This is a genomic window from Syntrophomonas sp. UBA1041, assembly GCF_002316705.1.
Taxonomy (GTDB): domain Bacteria; phylum Bacillota; class Syntrophomonadia; order Syntrophomonadales; family Syntrophomonadaceae; genus DTU019.
The window spans coordinates 16537-35565 of record NZ_DCEA01000097.1 but is presented as its reverse complement, the minus strand read 5'-3'; the positions used below and the strand labels follow the sequence as shown (position 1 = coordinate 35565).

Annotated in this window: 20 protein-coding genes; 12 read left to right on the top strand and 8 right to left on the bottom strand. The window is 47.5% G+C overall.

What is annotated here, in order from left to right:
* Positions 1-53 precede the first annotated feature (53 nt).
* The 4 genes from B2633_RS14330 (at position 54) to B2633_RS14315 (ending at position 4591) form a co-directional block, all read left to right on the top strand.
* Positions 54-455 (top strand): ATP-binding protein, encoded by a 402-nt coding sequence (locus B2633_RS14330; protein ID WP_483171413.1) that lies wholly within the window; start codon positions 54-56, stop codon positions 453-455.
* The gene (locus B2633_RS14325) at positions 448-1200 is read left to right on the top strand and encodes a SigB/SigF/SigG family RNA polymerase sigma factor (RefSeq protein WP_483171412.1); all 753 of its coding nucleotides are present in this window, start codon (positions 448-450) and stop codon (positions 1198-1200) included. Before B2633_RS14330 ends, B2633_RS14325 begins: the two co-directional genes overlap by 8 nt.
* 151 nt (positions 1201-1351) lie before the next feature.
* The gene (locus B2633_RS14320; protein WP_483171411.1) at positions 1352-1804 is read left to right on the top strand and encodes an ATP-binding protein; all 453 of its coding nucleotides are present in this window, start codon (positions 1352-1354) and stop codon (positions 1802-1804) included.
* 480 nt (positions 1805-2284) lie between these two features.
* Positions 2285-4591 (top strand): ATP-dependent Clp protease ATP-binding subunit, encoded by a 2307-nt coding sequence (locus B2633_RS14315; protein ID WP_483171410.1) that lies wholly within the window; start codon positions 2285-2287, stop codon positions 4589-4591.
* 100 nt (positions 4592-4691) lie between these two features.
* Here B2633_RS14315 and B2633_RS14310 read toward each other — a convergent pair whose 3' ends face one another.
* From B2633_RS14310 to B2633_RS14290, 5 genes are all read right to left on the bottom strand, one after another.
* Positions 4692-5786 carry a PHA/PHB synthase family protein gene (locus B2633_RS14310; protein ID WP_483171409.1) on the bottom strand — a complete coding sequence of 365 codons (1095 nt, stop codon included), beginning with the start codon at positions 5784-5786 and terminating at the stop codon, positions 4692-4694.
* Positions 5740-6246: a MaoC family dehydratase gene (locus B2633_RS14305; RefSeq protein WP_483171408.1), complete on the bottom strand. Its 507-nt coding sequence runs from the start codon at positions 6244-6246 to the stop codon at positions 5740-5742. The genes B2633_RS14310 and B2633_RS14305 overlap by 47 nt, the downstream gene beginning before the upstream one ends.
* 16 nt (positions 6247-6262) lie before the next feature.
* Positions 6263-6799, bottom strand: coding sequence for a hypothetical protein (locus B2633_RS14300; RefSeq protein ID WP_483171407.1), 537 nt, complete (start codon positions 6797-6799; stop codon positions 6263-6265).
* Positions 6800-6866: 67 nt separating this feature from the next.
* Positions 6867-7232, bottom strand: coding sequence for a hypothetical protein (locus B2633_RS14295; protein WP_483171406.1), 366 nt, complete (start codon positions 7230-7232; stop codon positions 6867-6869).
* 515 nt (positions 7233-7747) lie between these two features.
* Positions 7748-8239 carry a ferritin-like domain-containing protein gene (locus B2633_RS14290; RefSeq protein ID WP_483171405.1) on the bottom strand — a complete coding sequence of 164 codons (492 nt, stop codon included), beginning with the start codon at positions 8237-8239 and terminating at the stop codon, positions 7748-7750.
* Between the two features lie 924 nt (positions 8240-9163).
* On the opposite strand from B2633_RS14290, the gene B2633_RS14285 reads away from it, so the two are divergent.
* The 4 genes from B2633_RS14285 to B2633_RS14270 all read left to right on the top strand — a co-directional run bounded on the left by B2633_RS14285 (position 9164) and on the right by B2633_RS14270 (position 13486).
* Entirely contained in the window at positions 9164-10936 is a 1773-nt protein-coding gene (locus B2633_RS14285) for a sensor histidine kinase (protein WP_483171404.1), read from the top strand.
* Positions 10936-11571 (top strand): response regulator, encoded by a 636-nt coding sequence (locus B2633_RS14280; RefSeq protein WP_483171415.1) that lies wholly within the window; start codon positions 10936-10938, stop codon positions 11569-11571. Before B2633_RS14285 ends, B2633_RS14280 begins: the two co-directional genes overlap by 1 nt.
* 449 nt (positions 11572-12020) lie before the next feature.
* The gene (locus tag B2633_RS14275; RefSeq protein WP_483171403.1) at positions 12021-12644 is read left to right on the top strand and encodes a hypothetical protein; all 624 of its coding nucleotides are present in this window, start codon (positions 12021-12023) and stop codon (positions 12642-12644) included.
* 47 nt (positions 12645-12691) lie between these two features.
* Positions 12692-13486: a hypothetical protein gene (locus tag B2633_RS14270; protein WP_483171402.1), complete on the top strand. Its 795-nt coding sequence runs from the start codon at positions 12692-12694 to the stop codon at positions 13484-13486.
* Positions 13487-13596: 110 nt separating this feature from the next.
* On the opposite strand, the gene B2633_RS14265 is transcribed toward B2633_RS14270, so the two are convergent.
* On the bottom strand, positions 13597-13752 hold the full coding sequence (locus B2633_RS14265; RefSeq protein ID WP_483171401.1) for a hypothetical protein: 156 nt from the start codon (positions 13750-13752) through the stop codon (positions 13597-13599).
* A 58-nt stretch (positions 13753-13810) separates the two neighbouring features.
* Here B2633_RS14265 and B2633_RS14260 point away from each other — a divergent pair, with 58 nt between their 5' ends.
* Complete coding sequence (locus B2633_RS14260; protein ID WP_483171400.1) at positions 13811-14833, top strand: signal peptidase I; 1023 nt, start codon at positions 13811-13813, stop codon at positions 14831-14833.
* 51 nt (positions 14834-14884) lie between these two features.
* The gene (locus B2633_RS14255) at positions 14885-15958 is read left to right on the top strand and encodes a DUF5305 family protein (RefSeq protein WP_483171399.1); all 1074 of its coding nucleotides are present in this window, start codon (positions 14885-14887) and stop codon (positions 15956-15958) included.
* A 170-nt stretch (positions 15959-16128) separates the two neighbouring features.
* Here B2633_RS14255 and B2633_RS14250 read toward each other — a convergent pair whose 3' ends face one another.
* Positions 16129-16443 (bottom strand): type II toxin-antitoxin system RelE/ParE family toxin, encoded by a 315-nt coding sequence (locus tag B2633_RS14250; protein WP_483171398.1) that lies wholly within the window; start codon positions 16441-16443, stop codon positions 16129-16131.
* Complete coding sequence (locus B2633_RS14245; RefSeq protein ID WP_483171397.1) at positions 16430-16702, bottom strand: type II toxin-antitoxin system Phd/YefM family antitoxin; 273 nt, start codon at positions 16700-16702, stop codon at positions 16430-16432. The genes B2633_RS14250 and B2633_RS14245 overlap by 14 nt, the downstream gene beginning before the upstream one ends.
* 223 nt (positions 16703-16925) lie before the next feature.
* On the opposite strand from B2633_RS14245, the gene B2633_RS14240 reads away from it, so the two are divergent.
* Both B2633_RS14240 and B2633_RS14235 read left to right on the top strand, forming a co-directional pair.
* Entirely contained in the window at positions 16926-17585 is a 660-nt protein-coding gene (locus tag B2633_RS14240; RefSeq protein WP_483171396.1) for a hypothetical protein, read from the top strand.
* 202 nt (positions 17586-17787) lie between these two features.
* Positions 17788-19029: a sensor histidine kinase gene (locus B2633_RS14235; protein WP_483171395.1), complete on the top strand. Its 1242-nt coding sequence runs from the start codon at positions 17788-17790 to the stop codon at positions 19027-19029.

Genomic DNA, 19029 nt, shown 5'->3' with positions numbered 1-19029 from the left:
AAGCTCTTTCGCATAACCGGGCTGGATAAGGTTTTTATTTTGGAGGAGATAGCATGAATAATATATTTGATGAAATAACCATGCAACTTCCCCAAAAGGCGGATTATGTAGGTCTGGTTCGGTTAACAGCATCGGGCATCGCATCAAAAATCGGTTTTGATATTGATTCAATTGAAGATATAAAGGTTGCCATATCTGAGGTGTGCAACAAAATTATTACATATAAGCCTGAAAACGCCAACCGGAATTTCATTATTACTTTCCAGTTGTTATCTAAAGAATTTAAAGTATTGTTTAAAGTTACTGATGAGTTTACTCGGACAATGTTTGAAGGCGAATCAGGTGAATTTGCAAAGATGATAATAACTTCCCTTATGGATGAATTTACCGTGAAATGCAAAGATGGCTGCATAATAACCATGGGAAAAAGCCTGGGGGATTATCCTAATGAGTAAAAAGTATAAAGCTATGTATGAAGAGTCTGATATAGAATTGTTTGAAAAATATAAAAGCGAGAGAGATCCTAATATTAGAAATGAACTTGTCTCACGCTATCTTTACCTTGCAGAAATTTTATCAAAAAAGTTTTTAAATCGTGGTGTAGATTATGATGATATATATCAGGTGGCTTGTGTTGCTTTAATTAATGCTGTGGAACGTTTCGATACAGATGCTGAGGTTAAATTTGTCAGCTTTGCGACCCCCACTATTATTGGAGAAATTAAAAGATATTTCAGAGATAAAGCGTCTGTTATACGTATACCAAGGCGGATATATGAGGTTTATCAAAAGGTTAATCATGCGAGAGAACATTTAACACAGCTTAACGGCAGATCACCCAGAGTAGACGAAATAGCCTCTTATCTTGACTTCAGTGAAGAAGCAATTCTTGAAATTATTGAATCATGGAATGTCTATAAAATTCAATCCTTTGATCAGACAGTATATGAGGAAGATGATTTAGAGCTCTACGAAACTATCGGGGAAGACGACGAAACGTTTGAGCGGATTAATAATCGGGATTTCCTCGAGAAATCCATGAAACATTTTAATGAAATAGAAAAGAAATTTATTTACTTACGCTTTTTTGAAAACAGGACTCAAAAGCAAATTGCATCACAATTTGATGTTTCTCAGATGTATATATCAAGAATGGAGAAAAAAACTTTAGAAAAATTCAGAAAAATTCTGAGGAAGTAGTGTTAATATGGGTAAGAATATAGCGAAGCTAAGATGTTCCCTGCCTGCGAAAGAACGCTGGATAACCATATTGTGATTGCAGAAAAAAGCCGTTTAATGACTTTCTGGGAAGCAATCATATCATGAGTAGTATTTCCGAAGGAGAAGCCGGATGAGATCACGCCAAGGGCAAGATATTATTGAAATATATAATGGCTTTGTGTTGGATGATGTACACCTTGCCTGCGAAAATATCAGGGCGATATTAAAGAGTATTAACAACACCGTGGGCTTAAATAGTGACCAATATTTTGATGTACGCATTATCATAAGTGAATTGATACAAAATGCAATAAAGCACGGCAATGAGAGTGGAAGTAGCGATAGAAAAATATATATGAAAGTTTTTTTGAAGGATGAAGGTGTTTTGAATATTATAGTAAGGGATCAGGGTAGTGGTTTTAATGCCTATAAAACCCTTCAGCAAGAACATAGTCGACAAATGTGCGGTGTGCAGGATTTGATGGAATGCGGGAGAGGGCTGCAAATCGTAAAAAGCCTCAGCGATAGCATAATGTTTAATCGAAAGGGTAATCGAATTACCGTCTTAAAAAAGCTGTTTTAAAGTTATTTATATATGTTGAATTAAAATTTCGACATATATAAATACGGATTGAAGCACGTACCATTTGTTTTGGCATAGCCCTGAACAGGCACATGTGCAATATAATAACAGCTCACTATAAACCTACTATCCTGGAATGTTAAAATGAGGATATTTATAATACTGAATAAAAGCCTTGGTATAAGCAAAGTGAGGAAATATATGGTGCTAAGGTGAGGGAAGGACAAATTGGTTCTGGTAAAGTAGAAATAAATATGCTATTATATAGAGTAGGTAGTCAGATACAAACTCATTTTTTGCGTTTATACTTTCAGTATCTTTTTACCTGATGGAATGAAATAATATGATTATCGCCCAGAAAGTCACAAATTGACTTTCTGATTGAATTTGAAACTGATTGAATTTGAAAAATATATTTAAATCCAGCCTTCTAAAGAAAGCTGGATAACCATTACTATAACTTTAACGGAGATGATATATATGATGAAATGCTCAATATGCAAGGAAAACATTGCAGTTATTTTTATAACCAAGGTTATTGACGGAAAGCAACAGCCCATCGGTATGTGTATGTCATGTGCACAAAAGCAAGGAATTGCGCCACTTAATCAGATTATACAACAAACAGGAATGTCGCAACAGGATTTTGAGAATTTGAACACTCAGATGATGAATATGCTGGAAAATATAGATATGGACAGCATTGCTGAGGCTTTTAACATAAATGATGACAACAGTGGAAACCAACTGCTTCGCTCTTTAGGGAAACCTATCCAAGATAGTAAAGAAAATGAAAACCGGGAAACAGCCGGCATGGGCGGAACTACTCATGACAATGTTCGTGTTAAGGCGCGAAAGCAGCAGGCTAAACGTAAATTTTTAGATATGTATGGGACAAATCTTACAGAACGTGCCGAAAAAGGAGAAATTGACAGAATTATTGGCCGTGAGAAAGAGATTGACCGTATTATTCAAATATTAAACAGGAGAGCAAAAAACAATCCTGTATTAATTGGTGAACCCGGTGTTGGGAAAACAGCCATTGCAGAAGGACTGGCTGTCAGAATTTCAAACCATCAGGTACCATCAAAATTATTTACCACAGAAATATATTTGCTGGATCTTGCGGCTATTGTTGCAGGTACTCAATTCAGAGGCCAATTTGAAGCAAGGATGAAATCTATTTTAAAAGAAGCTCAAGAAAACGGGAACATTATTTTGGTAATAGATGAGCTGCATAATATAGTCGGTGCCGGTGATGCCGAAGGTGGAGCAATGAATGCAGCTAACATTTTAAAGCCTGCTCTCGCCCGCGGGGAAATACAAGTTATTGGTGCAACAACACTTGATGAATACAGGAAGCATATTGAAAAGGATGCAGCCCTTGAACGAAGGTTCCAGCCGGTAATAATTGATGAGCCTTCGGTTGATGATTCCATTGAAATATTAAAAGGAATAAAGAATTACTACGAAGATTTTCACCAGGTTAGAATATCTGATGAAGTTATTGAAGCTGCAGTTAGGATGTCAGATCGCTACATCCATGGTCGTTTTTTACCAGACAAGGCAATTGATGTTATTGATGAGGCAGGTTCAAAAGTAAATCTTCTTAATCAAGGGCTTATTGAGCTTGAAAGCTTAAAGCAGGAATTAAAGAGTGTTCAGGACGCAAAAGAACTGGCCGCTTTACAAGATGACTACAAAAAGGCTGCCGATTTTAAGGTTGAAGAGTGCAGACTTCAAGATAAGGTTAATGAGCTGGCGGGGAAATATGGAACTATGGATATGACAGTTGAGGATATTGCCCAAGTCATAGAATCCTGGACAAAAATACCTGTTAGTCGTATCACAGAAGAAGAAGCCCGTAAGCTTATGGCTCTTGAAGAGCGCCTTCATAACAGGGTTGTCGGACAGCATAAAGCAATTGAAAGTTTGTCCCGTGCAATACGTCGTAACCGCTCTGATTTCCGAAAAAAACGAAAACCGAATGCATTCATTTTCGTCGGTCCTACAGGGGTTGGGAAAACCGAACTTGCCAGAGCAGTTGCACAAGAAATGTTTGGAAATGAAGATGCAATGATACGTCTTGATATGTCGGAATATATGGAAAAACACAGCGTAGCCCGGCTCATCGGCGCTCCGCCCGGATACGTGGGCTATGAAGAAGGGGGGCAGCTCACCGAGTCGGTAAGGCGCAAACCTTATTCGGTGCTGTTGTTCGATGAGATCGAAAAGGCTCATCATGATGTGTTCAACATCCTCCTGCAGATTCTGGATGACGGCCGCTTGACCGATGGCAAAGGGCGTTCGGTCGATTTTCGCAATACTATCATCATCATGACCTCTAACATCGGCAGCCAGGAGATATTAAGCTTCTCTCAGAGCGGAGGCAAATATGAAGAAATGCGCAGCAGAGTACTGGATTTGCTTAAGATGCATTTCCGGCCGGAGTTCTTAAACCGGGTGGATGAAGTCATAGTATTCCACGCCCTGGAAGAAGCACAGATCGAACAGATCGCCGGTATGCTGCTCAAGAAGCTGGCTTTGCGTTTCCGCGAAAATATGCAGAGTATTCTAAGCTGGGATAAATCAGCCCTCAAATATCTGGGCCAGAGGGGTTATGACCCCTACTACGGGGCCAGGCCTTTAAAGAGGCTGATTCAGCAGGAGGTTGAAACCGCACTGTCCCGGCAGATCATCGGCGGAGCCATTGCTCCGGGGGACAATGTGATCATCAGCGCTGCTCAGGATGCAATTTCGCTCAATATCGAGAAAGCCGCCCGATAAGGCAAACAAGGGGAGACGGTCCCCTTGTTTGCCCCCCCAACAAAAAAAAGAACGTTCCTTTACCGGAACGTTCTTTTACTGTGTCGGGCGTGTATGACTTTTATGCGCTGCGCATCGCCAGCCATTCGCTCATAGCCGGATACACAGATTTTTTCGCTATGCTGCCAAATACCAGACCCCCGTGTCCTACCGGAAATTCACAGTAGTCCTTATCCGCTGAGGAGGTCAGATGCAGCGCTGCCTTTGCCTGGGAAGGCAGAACAATATGATCGTTGCTTCCCGATAAAGCCAGCAGGTTGGCCTCAATACGATGGAGGTCTATCAAATGGCCCCTCAAAACAAACTGTTTATTGGCCAGCTTATTGCCCTGGTACATGTCTTTAATCCACTGGCGATATGCTTCACCGGGCAAGTTGGTGTTGTCATTCATCCATTTGTTCAACACCCGCCAGCTGTGAACCGACATCCCTTCATCAATCATCTTCCATAGGCGGCTATAGGTAGCTACATAATTGTTTACCGGATTTAACATTTTCAGGCCGGCATCCACAAAATGCCGGGGTATCAATTCGAAAGCATCCACAATTTTATCCACATCATAGGACTCAGGCCGCAACCACAGAGAAGACAGGCCGGCATCATGAAAGTCAAGGGGCGCGGCCATAAGCACCAGGTTTTTAACGGTTGGTTGCTGAAAAAGTGATGCATACATAGCCGCCATGGTCCCGCCCATACAATAACCGACCAAACTGATTTGCCGGCAAGCGGAAAACTGGCAGACCTTACGCACGGCATGGGCTATATAATCGAAAATCAGATCGGCAAAACTAAGATGGCGGTCTTCCCAGCCAAAATCGCCCCAGTCCAGCAGATATACGTCGTGCCCTTCAGCCACCAGGTGTTCGATCAGGCTCATCCCCGGGGTCAGGTCCAGGATGTAGGCTTTGTTTATTAAAGCGTATATAAAAAGAATGGGAGTTTGATACTTTTCCCCGGTATTGGAAATATACCGGTATAGCTTCGCTTTGTTTTTTCTCCACACCGTTTCTTTGGGAGTCATACCGGTTTGGGGGTAGGGGTCAAAAACCAGTATTTCCGCCCATTTTTTGGAATTATCCAGGAACCGGTCATAGCTTTCCTGTAATTTCTCACCCAGCACGGCGGCTGAGCTGTTCGTACAGCCTGTTTTTTTCATAGTCATCCAACTCCTTGTCCATGATATCCATGGTTTCCAACACGTGCTGGCGGGGAGGAATGACGACCGCTTCCCCGTCAAGCAAAATATGACCGTGCTGATTGTAGCAAGTGGTGCGCAGTCTGACTCTGCCACGCGGCATGATTTCTATGACTTCGGTTTCTGCTTTGATGGTGTCGTTAAAATAACAGGGCTTTAAAAAGCGCAGGGTTTGGCTTTCGTATATAGTCCCGGCTCCGGGCATACTGTTGCCGACTACATTGGATATAAGACCTACCAGCAGCATGCCGTGAACGATCCGGGTTTTGAAATGTCCGACCCGGGCCCGGATCTCATTGACATGCAGCCAGCTGAAATCACCGGTAACTCCCGCATAAAGGTATACATCCGTCTCGGTGATGGTTTTTTCCACAAAATCTCTGTCGCCCACTTTTAATTCACTGTAGGTCTTCTCGATCATGATACTCCTCCTGGTTTTAGCCAGTCGTTTCATTCCTGGCTTTGTTTTTCTTTTTAAGCGAATCGGTCTTCTTGGGGGCTGAGATTTCCAGCACCGGTTCCTCAGCTGGAAGGTTCAATATGGCGCCTATCGTGTCTAATTTCTCTTTGACTAGGTCGATCTGTTCCCAGCTCCGCTGCTGGAAATCCGCCATCCTGACAAGATTATCCGTAATGGAATGGAGATGAGTGTGGATCTGAAAGTCAATCTGATCGATTTTATCTTCCAGCGCGATGATCAATTCAGCAACCCCGGCCAGGTCTTTCTTAGAGGGTATAACGCTTGTCTCCAGAAGCTTTTCCAGGTTTTGCTTCCCGGCCTGGTAGCTGCCCAGGTATTGTTCTCTCATGGAATGGGCCATTTCGTTAAACGTTTTGGTCGACAAATACTCTTTAACGGCATTGCTCCAGGCTTCCTCGTTTTGAAAATAAACTTTTTTCCAGAGTTCTATGAAATCCGGATAACACTTTTCTTCCTGAGGCTTTGTTTCGGTGTTCTGTTTTTCAGCGGTCATAAAGGCGATTCATCCTTTCCCAATCCGTATGCTAAAGGGTGATGACTCCCACCAGAATTTCGCAATTTTACAGACTGTCAACTTTTTTACTTAATTCCTCAACCCGTTTGAACAGATCCGTCATGCAGGTAAAGCCGGGAATTTGAAAACTGGATGCGGATTCCTTCATGACTTCGCCATACTGCTGCTGCTGCGTTTTTGCCTGCATGGCAAGATTTTCGACAAATTTTACGGCTTCCTCGCGGGCTACTTTTTTCTGTTCCATATATTTTTGCACCATCTTATCCATCTGTTCCTGGGACCAGGTAATGCTTCCTAAAACCAAAAGCCAGGTATCCCAAAAACTCTCAATGGATTTTTCCGCCATCTCGAAACTTCTGTTCATCGTTTCTTCATAAGACATTATGTTGTTCTCTCCTTTCAAATGTTTCAATCGTTTTGCATGACCACATCATTTTTTCTTGACTTCCGGCTATGCTCATCAGACTATTAAAAGGAACCGCCTTAGGTTCACTTTACCATGGCAATATTAAATTGCTATGCTGTGATTGTAAATTTTGGGAAAATCTTGTGTATAAAATTGGTTTGGTTTTTTACGTTACTGATTTGCAGTTTAAGCTGTACTGTGATTGATTGGATTTCAGCCGATGCTCCGGCATGGGCGGTGGCATGAATTGCAAACCAGTTTCCGCCTGGCAAAAGAGTTTGCCGAGTTGTCTGAACGCCCCTTGCCGCCGGCGGAAGCATTCTCGGAGATCGCCTTTTCAGATTGCTTGAGTGGACGAGGATCCCATATGACCTGCAGGCAGCGACTTCATTCTTCTGGCAATCAAAATTTTGCCCAAGATACGTTAAAGGCTCAAATTTCAGTTTTATCCGAAATTTGAGCCTTCTTCCTGCGCAGAACTTCCGATTGACCCCTTCAGAACCGTCCCTGTGTTTCCCTGCTTAAGAAGTGGAAAACCCCTGTTGTTCATACCAGTCGGACTTAAGGTAATCGTATATCTTTTCCAACTTTTCCAGGTGGTCGCGCTCCCATTTGGCCAGGTACCGGCACAACTCCTTAACCGCCTTATTGTCAGCCTGCTCTGCAGCCTGGTTATAGTAATCTATTGATGCCTTTTCCATTAATACCCCGGTGCTGATCACTGAGATTTCCAGATCGCTCTTGACCTGGCCCAGCTTCATGAGGTCAAAAATGCCCGTAGAAGGTATAAGATCCATGTCAAGATCATCAGGCAACGGCTCCTTGCCTGCCGCCAGGTCAGCGTAAAGTTTGCGCATAGTCTCCTGATGTCTCACCTCTTCATCGGCCAGATGAATCAACAAGGTGCGGATTTCGCCTTCGCTCAGATGCTCAGCCGCCAGGCGGTAGAAGGTCTCGCCTTCAACCTCGTTCAATATCGCCACCTTCAACAATTCCAATTCCTTTATGGTCATCTCATATCACCTCCATACCATCTTGCCAATCATTATACCCGAGTTGGTTATTTCATGTCCAAAAAGCGCCGTTCATGCCTGTGTACATTTTATCCGGCAGTTGTTTCCTGGATTACTGAGCACTCATAACGAGGATTCTTTGGATAGCTGGTTAAATCATGCATTGAGTGATTATGACATTATAAAAATCGTCATATTAAAAATCCGTAACGAGTCAAATCTTTAGTGTTTATGGGGTTTGTGGTATTCTCGTTGCGAAATTCCAGGAACCAGGGTGTTTAGCTAAGATAAGACATAAAAATAACAGTGTATTGAAATTAAAGGAAATATATGGTACCCTAACATTAAGCGGTTTATGATTGAAGGAGAGGCTGTAGCCCAGAAAAATCCTCGCTATTACAACATTTGATATTGAATTGAATTGCTGGATGGCAACGGGCATGATCCGGGGAGCGGGGTGTCAATCAGACCTTTTTACGACATCTTATCAGTGTATTTTTGAAAAACAAAATAGAAGAAACTCTTATCAGAGAGGAAACGATGAACCCGGGGTTTGGTTTGGACGCTTTGCCCCGAGGTGAGTGAGTAGCGTAACCGGCCGAATGGCCGGTTTTGGCGTCTTTATGGAAGCTTTTTTGAGGGGAAACGGTTGTCTCCGGATAACGCGATTCCTGTCACCGGTTAGCAGCATCCTGTAATATTTTTTGCTTAAGCAGCATGGGGTCAACTGCTTTCTCCTGATCGAGATATTATGGACATCCCCGCCGAATGGGCTTCAAACGGCCGTAAAGTTTGGATTATGCATCAGAAAGCGGGACAGCTATCCCAAGTCGCGGGTTCATCTGGTGCAGCAGCATAAGGGATGAGGTGTTAATACATATGCAATATCCCTGGAAAAACAAATGTAGATTTATCTCTGCCGTTGTGTATTGGTTGACAGATAAGTCCGGGAATATTAATGAAGCGGTTAACATACAGCGCTCCCTCCGGATCAGCCGGGGCCTGATTTTTATGCTGACCTCAGCTTTTTATCTGGCGGGGCCTCCATTTTCGCCGGTCATGATCAAACTTGGAGTGGTTTTGGCCGTTTTTCTTGCCACCATTCTGGCGCAAAATCTTTTTGACAGCTGGAATATCATGGGACTTTACAAGATTACGCCTTCTGCCGAAGATTTCCCGGTCCGCCGCCCAAATGGGCAGTATATGCCGGTGCTGAAGCTGATCGTGCTGGAAACTACCGGAGCCCTTATGCTGATGCTGCCCACCGGCGGGTTGGATAGTCCTTTTGTGTGGTATGCATTCAATCCCATTGTGACCGCAACAGTATTTCTGCCCGCTTTATATTGCTGGGGTACTCTGCTGTTGTTTCTGAGTGCGGCCATCGGCATCAGCATGGTTTATCCAGGCTTCAGCGGTTCACTGATACTTTTCCTGTACATTCATATGAGCACCCTGCTGGTATTTTTACTGGCCACTTCTCTTTACCAACTGGCAACTTCCCTGCATAAGCGCCTGGGACAGGCTTATGCTGAGCTTGCCCGAGCCCATGCGGCCACGGAAAAATCACTGGAACATACCTCTGCTCTTTACCATGCTTTGGAAGCCTTTTCCACCCGGGAGGACCGGATCCAGCTGGTGAATGTCCTGGCGGTTTACGCCAACAAGCTCTGTGAAGCGCCAGCCGCTTGCTTCCTGCCGGCGGGGCTTGACGAGGGCGGGCCGGCAGGAAGCCGAACTCTCTTATGCAGCGCCGATCAGACCGGCTGTCATGAAGGGATGGATTGGGAAGCGGAAATGAACCGGCTATGGAATAAACTAAAGGCGGATCAAGGTCCGATCGAGCAATTCCTTGAGCAGGAAACCGGCCAATTGACAGCGGTGCCGATTGTTTCCAATGGTGAATGCTTCGGCCTCCTGGCCTGCTGGCAGTCTGCGGAAGGCAGCCAGCAAGAAAAAAAGCGTGCCCTTGTATTTTTGGCCAGAATCGCGGGGATCATTCTGGAGAGGCTGAAGACCGACAACTTATGGGAGCGTCTTCTGGTCAGTGAGGAGCAAAACCGTATTGCCAACGAAATCCATGACGGGGTCTCCCAATATCTTTTCAGCTTGGTTTGCGCTCTGGGCGCCATAGCCCATGAACCGGGGAATCTGCAGGATGAAAGCATCCAGGGGAAGCTGGCGCTGCTTCAAGATACCGCACTGCGGGCTTCCCGGGAATTGAGAGTCTCTATCTATCACTTGAGTCCCCATCAACGGGGTGAAAGCATTTTTGTCGACACCCTGGCGTCTTATCTGGATGATCTGGGCCGGCTGCATAACATTCAGGTTGACCTGCAGTGCGAGGGCAATGAGGAAGTATTGAGCCCGGCCTTACGCAAAGGACTGTACCGTATTGTCAGGGAAGCCAGCAACAATGCGGTCAGACACGGGAGATGCAGTTTATTGAAGGTGCATTTGCGGATGTTTCCCAAAAGCACTATTCTAGAAATCGCAGACAATGGCTGCGGTTGTCAGGAGCCGAACAATGGCGCATTCGCCGGTCAGACAGGACTGGGAAAGAGAAACATGCGCCAGTTGGCCGCCTGTTTTGACGGCGGCCTGGAAATCGAAAGCGAACCGGGCCGGGGTACGGTGGTCAGATGCACCATCCCCAAAAACAGCGGACAGCCATATGATCGAAAGGAGGCCACATATTGATGAGACTGGTGCTGATTGACGATCATCCCCTGGTATTGCAGGGATTTGAAGCAGTGATACGATTACAGGACGACATGGAGGTAGTGGGGACGGCCAGCTGCGGAGAAGCCGGCATTCATATAATTGAAGAACACCAGCCCGATATCTCTATCGTCGACCTCAGACTCCCGGGCGAATATGGACTGGATATAATAAAAAAGGCCCGTCAGGCAGCCCCCCAATGCCGTTTTATCGTTTTGACCTCTTTTAGCGATAAAGCCGATATTAAAAGAGCCATGGCGGAAAAGGTGGAAGGGTATATACTGAAAGAGGCCCTGCCTGAAGAAATTCTGAACGCCATCCGGCTGGTGGCCAGGAACAGGACCTATTTGGACCCGGTAATCATGCAAACCTTGCTCAGCCAGGATAAAAATGATCCCATCGAACAGCTCACCCCGCGGGAAATAGAAGTTCTGGAATACCTGGCCACGGGCATGACCAATCGTCAAATCGCAGCGAAGCTGTTTGTGACTGAATATACCATTAAAAAACATGTAGGCCAAATATTGGGGAAATTAGGACTGGCCGATCGAACCCAGGCCGCCCTGTATGCCTGTTCCCATGGTTTGGGCAAGCTTGCCGCCGCGTTTTCGTAACCTGCTGTCCTCCTTCATTTCCACTCACCAGCTTCGGGAAGCTCCCCGGGCTTATATCTGCAAACCTCTATAAGCGTTACAGAAGACCTGCCAGGCGGAGGCCATCCCCTTCTCTCCGCCGGCTTGCCCCGGGCTGTTCCCCCTATTCGCCAAATGCCATTCCTGAAAAGTATTTCAACCAACATTGTGGTTTGTTGCGGGCCGCCTCCGGCTCAGGTTGCCGGGTTGCAGGCGCCGGTATACCAAAGTATACCAACAAATTCCCGGATTGCCGGCATCAATTTTAGCCTGAGGAGTGTGGGGCGCAGCGCCGGAGCGGAGTAGTCTATCAATAGAGCTACCCCATGGTTTTACCTGACAACTGCGGGACTGGTATCAGCCCGCAAGACCTTGAGGAAAGGAAGTGAATAGAAATAAAAAGGTCGGGCAGACAAAAGCGAAACGATGGCATGTGGTATATTTTTATGATCGGGATAGCTCTGACGGCCGGATTCGGTTTAATCGGACCGGCAGTGGCGATGTACAGCGATACGGTCTTAATTCAGGAACGGGTCGCTACCGGGGAATTAACCGGCAAGATCGTTTTCACCGAAGTTGATGAGTCAGGGGAAATCGGCGCTTATGACGGGACCGACGGACACCTGATAAGCTTCGGCATCGAAGGGAGCGGCGGGGCCTATGGGTTCACACTGGAGAACCGGGGAACCATACCGGTGCGATTATCTCCAACCATTACAGCCGCTGGGGTTCTTGAGGTGGACTGCGATTTGCCTTCGAGCCTGGACCCCGGTGAAACCGCCGCAGGCTGGATAGCCCTGGATGCCGCCGCGGAAGCGGGCGATTATTCCTTTCAAGTGGATATCGAGTGCATTCAGTGGAACGCTGATAGCAATGACCCTGACTGGTGGCGGGACGCCCTGCGCATCGACGGCCTGGTGACCCTGGCGGAACCAAGTCCGGACCGGGGAGTTCCGGAAGAATCGCCCCAGGCTTCGGGGCAGGAGCCGTCAGACCGGCTTGCCCTGGAGCAGCCCGAAAATATTGGGGGAGAAACTGTTCCCACTTCTGAGTGATTCAAGCAGTTACGTGAATAAAAACAAATAACAGAGGAGGAAAAAACATGAAAAAGATTAAAGTGCTGGCTTTGATCATGGTCTTTGCTTTCGCCGCACTGGGCGGCGCCTATGCCATGTGGTCCGACTCCCTGGTGATCGCCGAATCGGTTAAAACCGGGACTCTCAATGTACAGTTCCTCGATGATAATTCTTTCTTCAATCCCGACCCGGGACCGAATTATACCGGCTACGATGGCAATGTATATGGTGTAGATGGTAAGGAGGGACTGGACGAGCTGGATAACGGCAACCCCAACGCGAACAAAAACATAGCTTTTATGGAAGCGGTTATCAGTGACCAACAGGGCGATGGAGCCGCATATGACAACACTGACGATTTGTTGACAATCACCTTGGAAAACGGCTATCCTGGATACCAGGAACGCATCTTCACCACCATAGCCAACACCGGCAGCGTGCCCGCCAAATTTGACATTGCCACCAATAATGTTTATGGTGTCGCTGAAGACTTGCTGGTTGAGATTTGGTTCGACGCCGATCCCACCAAATCAAAAGATAATGGGGAAGATTATATGATCTGGAGCAACACGGGAGATCAGCCCGAGTTGGCCCTGCAAGGCTATCAGATCGATCCCGGGGAGGAAATCCCGGTGGCTATCTACACCCGGGTCCGGCAAGCGGCAGCCCAGGATGCAACCTACGAGTTTTCCATCACACTTACCGCGCAGCAGTGGAACGAATATGGATTTGAATTACCGGATGAAATTTCAACCTTGAATAGAGTTGACCGCATAATTGACGGCCTGACTAATCCTGAGGAGCCCAAGTTTGCCGACTAGGCCTCTGGCGAATAAGCGATAGAGCCTGCAAAACAGGGAAGAAAACCGACCTTTCTTCCCTGTTTTCGTCTTCTCGGGCAAAAGGCCGGCAGGATATTGGGAATTTATGCCTAATGTATGATAGAGAGGCGGTCCCGATTCTGGGGCGGCCTGTGGAGGTGAACGGCGATTACCGCTTCGGGGATAAAATACTTACAGGCCAGGAATACGGTTTGGCATCCGCTGATAGCGTGCAGCGCCCTGCTGGCGGCACTTTTCCTGGACAACCTGGTCCTGGGGCCGAAAATCGGCGGCATGGCCGGCAATTACTGGCTGCCGGCTTTGATGTGGTCGCTGCTGATCCTTATGTTCCTGGGCTTGCCCCGGGTAAAAAGCGGGGGCAGGCTGCGCCAAGGCCGCCTCTTGCGCTGGTCGGCCCTGATCGCGGTCTTTATTGCCTTGTTGGCCACTGTCCTGCAGGGACTCATCGGGGGCTTCGGGAAAAGCCCTTATGACCACAGCCTGCTGGGGATGGCCATCAATATTTTATCCCTGGGCGCCGCTGTGACTGCGGTGGAGATCGGCCGCGCCTGGCTGCTGAACCGTTTTTTCCGGCGCCATCCTTGGGGAGGAATAACCGGGATCGCCCTGCTTTTCACTTTATTCCTGCTGCCGCTGAACAGGTTTTTCAGCCTGCACAATGCCAGGGCCTGGACGGAGTTTGCCGGGGGCACTGTCGTTCCGGAACTGTCCCGGAATTTTCTGGCCACCTACCTGGCTTTTTTGGGCGGGCCGGTCCCGGCGGTGATTTACCGGGGCGGTATTCTGGCCTTGGAAAGGCTCTCTCCCTTGCTGCCCAGCGGTGAGAATTGGGTCATGGCCGCTCTCATCGGCACCCTGACGCCCCTGGTCACTTTGATTTTTATACGACAGGTTTATGAAGAAGAGGCCGGAGAGGTCAAACCATCCCGCCGGGAGGGGAACTACCTGTCCTGGCTGGGAGCCGGCCTGGCCTCGATATTGATCATTTGGTTCTGCCTGGGGGTGTTCAGCTACACTCCCCGGGTGATCTTGAGCGGCAGCATGGCGCCGGTTATGAATGTCGGCGATGTGGCGATCATACATAAAATACCCGGAACCGAGGCCGAAATCGGTGATATCGTCATGTTCCCCTTCGGCAATATGAAAGTGACCCACCGGGTTATCGCGGTGCAGGAAGAAGATGGGGGAAGATATTTCATCACCAAGGGGGATGCCAGCGGGGAGCCCGATAGCGACCTTTTGGCGGAAAAGAACGTTCATGGCAAAGTGGTCATGGTCGTACCCAAACTGGGATATTTTACCCTTTGGCTGCGGGGGGCTCTATAGACGGCCGGAGGTGGCCGGTAATCATTGATTAATTAAAGAAGGGGCAGGTTTATGAGCAACAAGATAAGCTTCCGACCGAATCTACGCAAGGGAATCATAGCGACTTTAGTTTTGCTGTTGCTGGCTTCAACCGGTATGGCAGTCCGCTGGTTCCTGCCGCCGGCTCAAAGCAACCAGGAGGTCCCGGTTTATGCCGCCCGGCAGGCGGCCGCCATCGACTACCGGGTTTATTATACCCCCAACAATTATTTTGCAGTTGAGAGCGCCGGACCGGGTTTGGCTTACATTACCCCCCTGACTGATTATATAAACAGCAGCTTCACTTATCAATTCGCCGGCGAAAGCCAGGCGGAGATAAGCGGGGAATATAAAGTGAAAGCGGTTCTGACCGGGTATCTGACCCGGGAGAAAACCGGCAGCGGCGGAGAGAAGAGAGAACTGGTCAAGCTTTATGAGAAGGAAGACATATTGATCCCCGCCACTCCCTTCCAGGCTGTCGACAGTAAACTGACCTTGAATAACCAGGCGGTGGTGAATATACGCAATTATGCGGATTTTATCAATGCTGTTTCCCAGGATTTACGAATATCGGCGGATGTGGTCCGGCTGGACATCGCCTTTCAGGTCAGCTCCCGGGTGTCCACTGCCCAGGGCGAAGTCATCCAAGAGTTGGCGCCGGTGATGAGCATTCCCATGGAAGGCCGCACCTTCACGGTGGAGGGGAAGCTAAAGGAGCAGACGGAGACTCCCATCACCATAATGCAGATGACAGCGGTTCCCGGGGTAAAAACCAAGCGGGCGGAGTATGCCGCTGCTTCCGTTATATTCCTGATCTTGCTGCTGGGAATGATGTTTAAGACCACCGCCGAGATAAAAGACCCGCTGGAACAGGAACTGAGCAGGATCATGAAAAAGTACGGCGATTGGATAGCCGCCGGGCAGGGGGCGATTCCGGCTGCCGTTGCGGAAAAAACCCTGGAGATGCAGTCCATTGCCGATCTGATCAAAGTGGCCGATGAGGTGGGGCAGCCGGTTCTTTATGAAAATACCGGAGAAGGAGCCCATAGCTTCTATGTCATAAGCGAAGGGCTGGTTTACAAGTATATCCTCCAGAACCCGGTTTAGAGGCGAGGCGGCGGTAAATCATAGTCTGCCCCATTCCCGCTGGTTGCGGACCGCTTGGTTTTGGCGTTGATAATAAAGGTTGCGATTATACTGGGTTCCAGGAGAGTTTTTCCTGGCAAAGCAGAAATTGCACCGCCCGCGTAAGGGATGTTGGCAGAGAAAATAGAGCATTACAAGATGTGAAGCCAGTCGCGTCTAGCGTAAAGTGTTCTTTCGACATAAACAATATTGGATTTATCATCTATCGAGAAAAAAACCATGTAATTTTTCACAAGCAGTTTGCGATAACCCATCGCCTTGAGCCGGTCATCAGATACAAAAGGATACTTGTTCGGCATGTCCGATAAATCAGCGATAGCTTCCTCAATGGTGTCCATCATTCTCAGCGCGGTCATCGGTGCCGATAACTGCGCCGAGATATATCGGACAATATCACGTAAGTCATTTTCGGCGGGTTCTGATACCGCAATCTTATATTTTGCCATCGGTAATCTCCTGCCGGATATCGTGCATTACATCCTCAAGCGGACGTTTTTTACCCGCCTTTATCGCTGCTCGGCCTTCATCAAGCAGGCGGTAGAGTTCGAGTTTGCCGTTGAGCATTTCGTAAGTCTCGATGCTCATGACCGCCAAGTCACCTCGGCCATTTTTGGTTATGAAGACGGGCTCCCTGCTTTCATGGCAGAACCTGGATATATCGTTGTAGTTGTTCCTTAAATCCGTACTGGATTTAATGTTTGGCATGAAATCACCCCCTTTATTCAATCTAAAGATATTATACACGAATTTCTTTAGAGCGGCAATTATGACAATAAGGCAGGCAGGATCAAGGCGGCGGGTGTTCCCGGAAGGCAGGGGCTTCGTCCTCCTGCCTGTAAATTTTTATATAATTTTTAAAAAGGCTTTATTCTCTGTTTAATTCTGTTCTATACAATGACCTTGAAGAAATTCAAAGGAGGTCGCTGGTATGAACAAGATTAAACTATTGTATGATGTAGCCAGAGTGATGCGGGAGAAGGAGGCCTGGAACGGCGCCATCAACATCAGCGGGATGAAGGGCGATGCGGAGTCTTTCCATTTTGACAATGAATTCAGCAGAGATCTGGTAAGCGGAACCAGCAAAGCCAGGATCAGCAGCGTGGTGGATCATGGCGGCAGACGGATCAAACATGAGAGCACTACGGAATTCGATATGCATCAGGATGATGGGCAAGGGCGGGCAGGCGGCAAAGCACACTGCTTCTTTCACCAGCATCATGGACATCATGGCTGCGGACATGGATTGGGATTGAAGGAGAAACTGGACGGACTGGTGGCGATGCTGGGCGCTCTCAATGATATGCAGGTGGTGGAGCAGGAAGACAAGTCTTTGCTGCTGTCCCTTGATCTGAAGAACATTCCCGAGGCGCTGCTGGTGCGTTTTCATGCCAAAATGCCCCACGAACACTTGGGCCATCGGGGTTTGCTGCAAAGCTCCCCTGCCATGGAAAGCGGAAGCCTTGAATGCCGCATCAACCCCAGATATGAAGTGGAGACCGTCAAGGTACACATTAAAGGAAAGCTGCAGGAAGAAAATGATCAAAGCCATGAATTTACTCTCAACGCGGGCATAAGCTTTACCTGGTAGGCCTTTGAACTGCCGGCGGTCGCGGGCCGTCAGCCCCGCGACCGGGCCGGGCCGTTAAGGAGATGATTTTATGGAGCGGATGATCGTGAGCCTGATCTTGTTTGCTGCGGTTCTCTATATGGTTTATAGAGGCTATCGTTTTTTATCAGGAAAGAAGTAAACAGCTGTTTATACGGGGAAGCTTATTTGTGGCGGGACAACAGTGGAACACCGCCAAAAGATAAATAGAAAAATCAAAGAAACAGCGGAGCGACAAGCCTGTGGTGGTATGATGACTACAGCGGGATATTGTTCCAGAATCGAAAAACAGCGGAGAAGAGATATGCTGGGCAGAAGAAAACATAGACAGCTGAGAACAGGATTCCACAAACACCATCACGAGTTTTATCGATATCATAAGATATTGAGAGTGTTCCATCCCATGGCCTTCCTATTCTCTCTCTTGGTGGTTTATCTGTTGTTTGCCTGGGTGGGGAACAAAACCATTGCTATCATTTTCGCTCTATTCATCAGCATTAAGGAACTCCTGCAGTTATATTTCCTATGGCGGTTGGAAAAAAGGGTGTTTCGCCCCATCGCCAGGCTCAACCTCGGTGTGCAGGAAATCGCTCGGGGAAATTACGCGGTCAGCATAGAGAGCGATGTTGAAAATGAGATCGGCCTGCTCATCGCTTCTTTCAACGCTATGGCCCAAAAGCTCCAGGCTGCTGAAACCTTGAAGCAGACTTATGAAGAAAACCGGAAAACTCTGATAGCCAACATATCCCATGATTTAAAAACGCCTATCGCCGCCATTCAAGGCTATATTGAAGCCATTCTGGACGGTGCCGCCGCCTCCCCGGAGAAGGTGGCAAAATACCTGGCAACCATCGACCGCAATATTGCTTACGTGAACAAGCTCATCGACGACTTGCTCCTGTTTTCGCAGTTGGATTTGAAAAAACTGGGCTTTCATTTCGAGGCAGTACCCATCCGGGCTTTTATGCGGGATCTAATGGAAGAATTTCAATTTGAACTGCAGGAAAGAAATGGGCAATTGCTTTATACCGATAAGCTGGAACAGGATTACACCGTGAGCATAGATAGCAGAAGATTTAACCAGGCCATCCGCAATGTGATCGGCAATGCTGTCAAATACGGACCGGAAAACGGCTTGGTGGTTCAAACGGAATTATACCGGCAGGGAAATTTTGTGAACTTGGCCATACAGGACAACGGACCCGGAATTCCCGCAGATAAGCTCCGGCACATCTTTGAGCGTTTTTATCGCATCGACAGCGAAAGAACCAAAGACTTGATGAGCACCGGACTGGGATTGGCGATAGCTCGGGAACTGCTGGAGGCCCATGGAGGAAAAATCGAAGCGGCCAGCACGGCAGGGAAAGGCTCCTGTTTTACCTTATCCCTTCCTATTCAGGATCAGCACATGGCAGCAGGGGTGTAA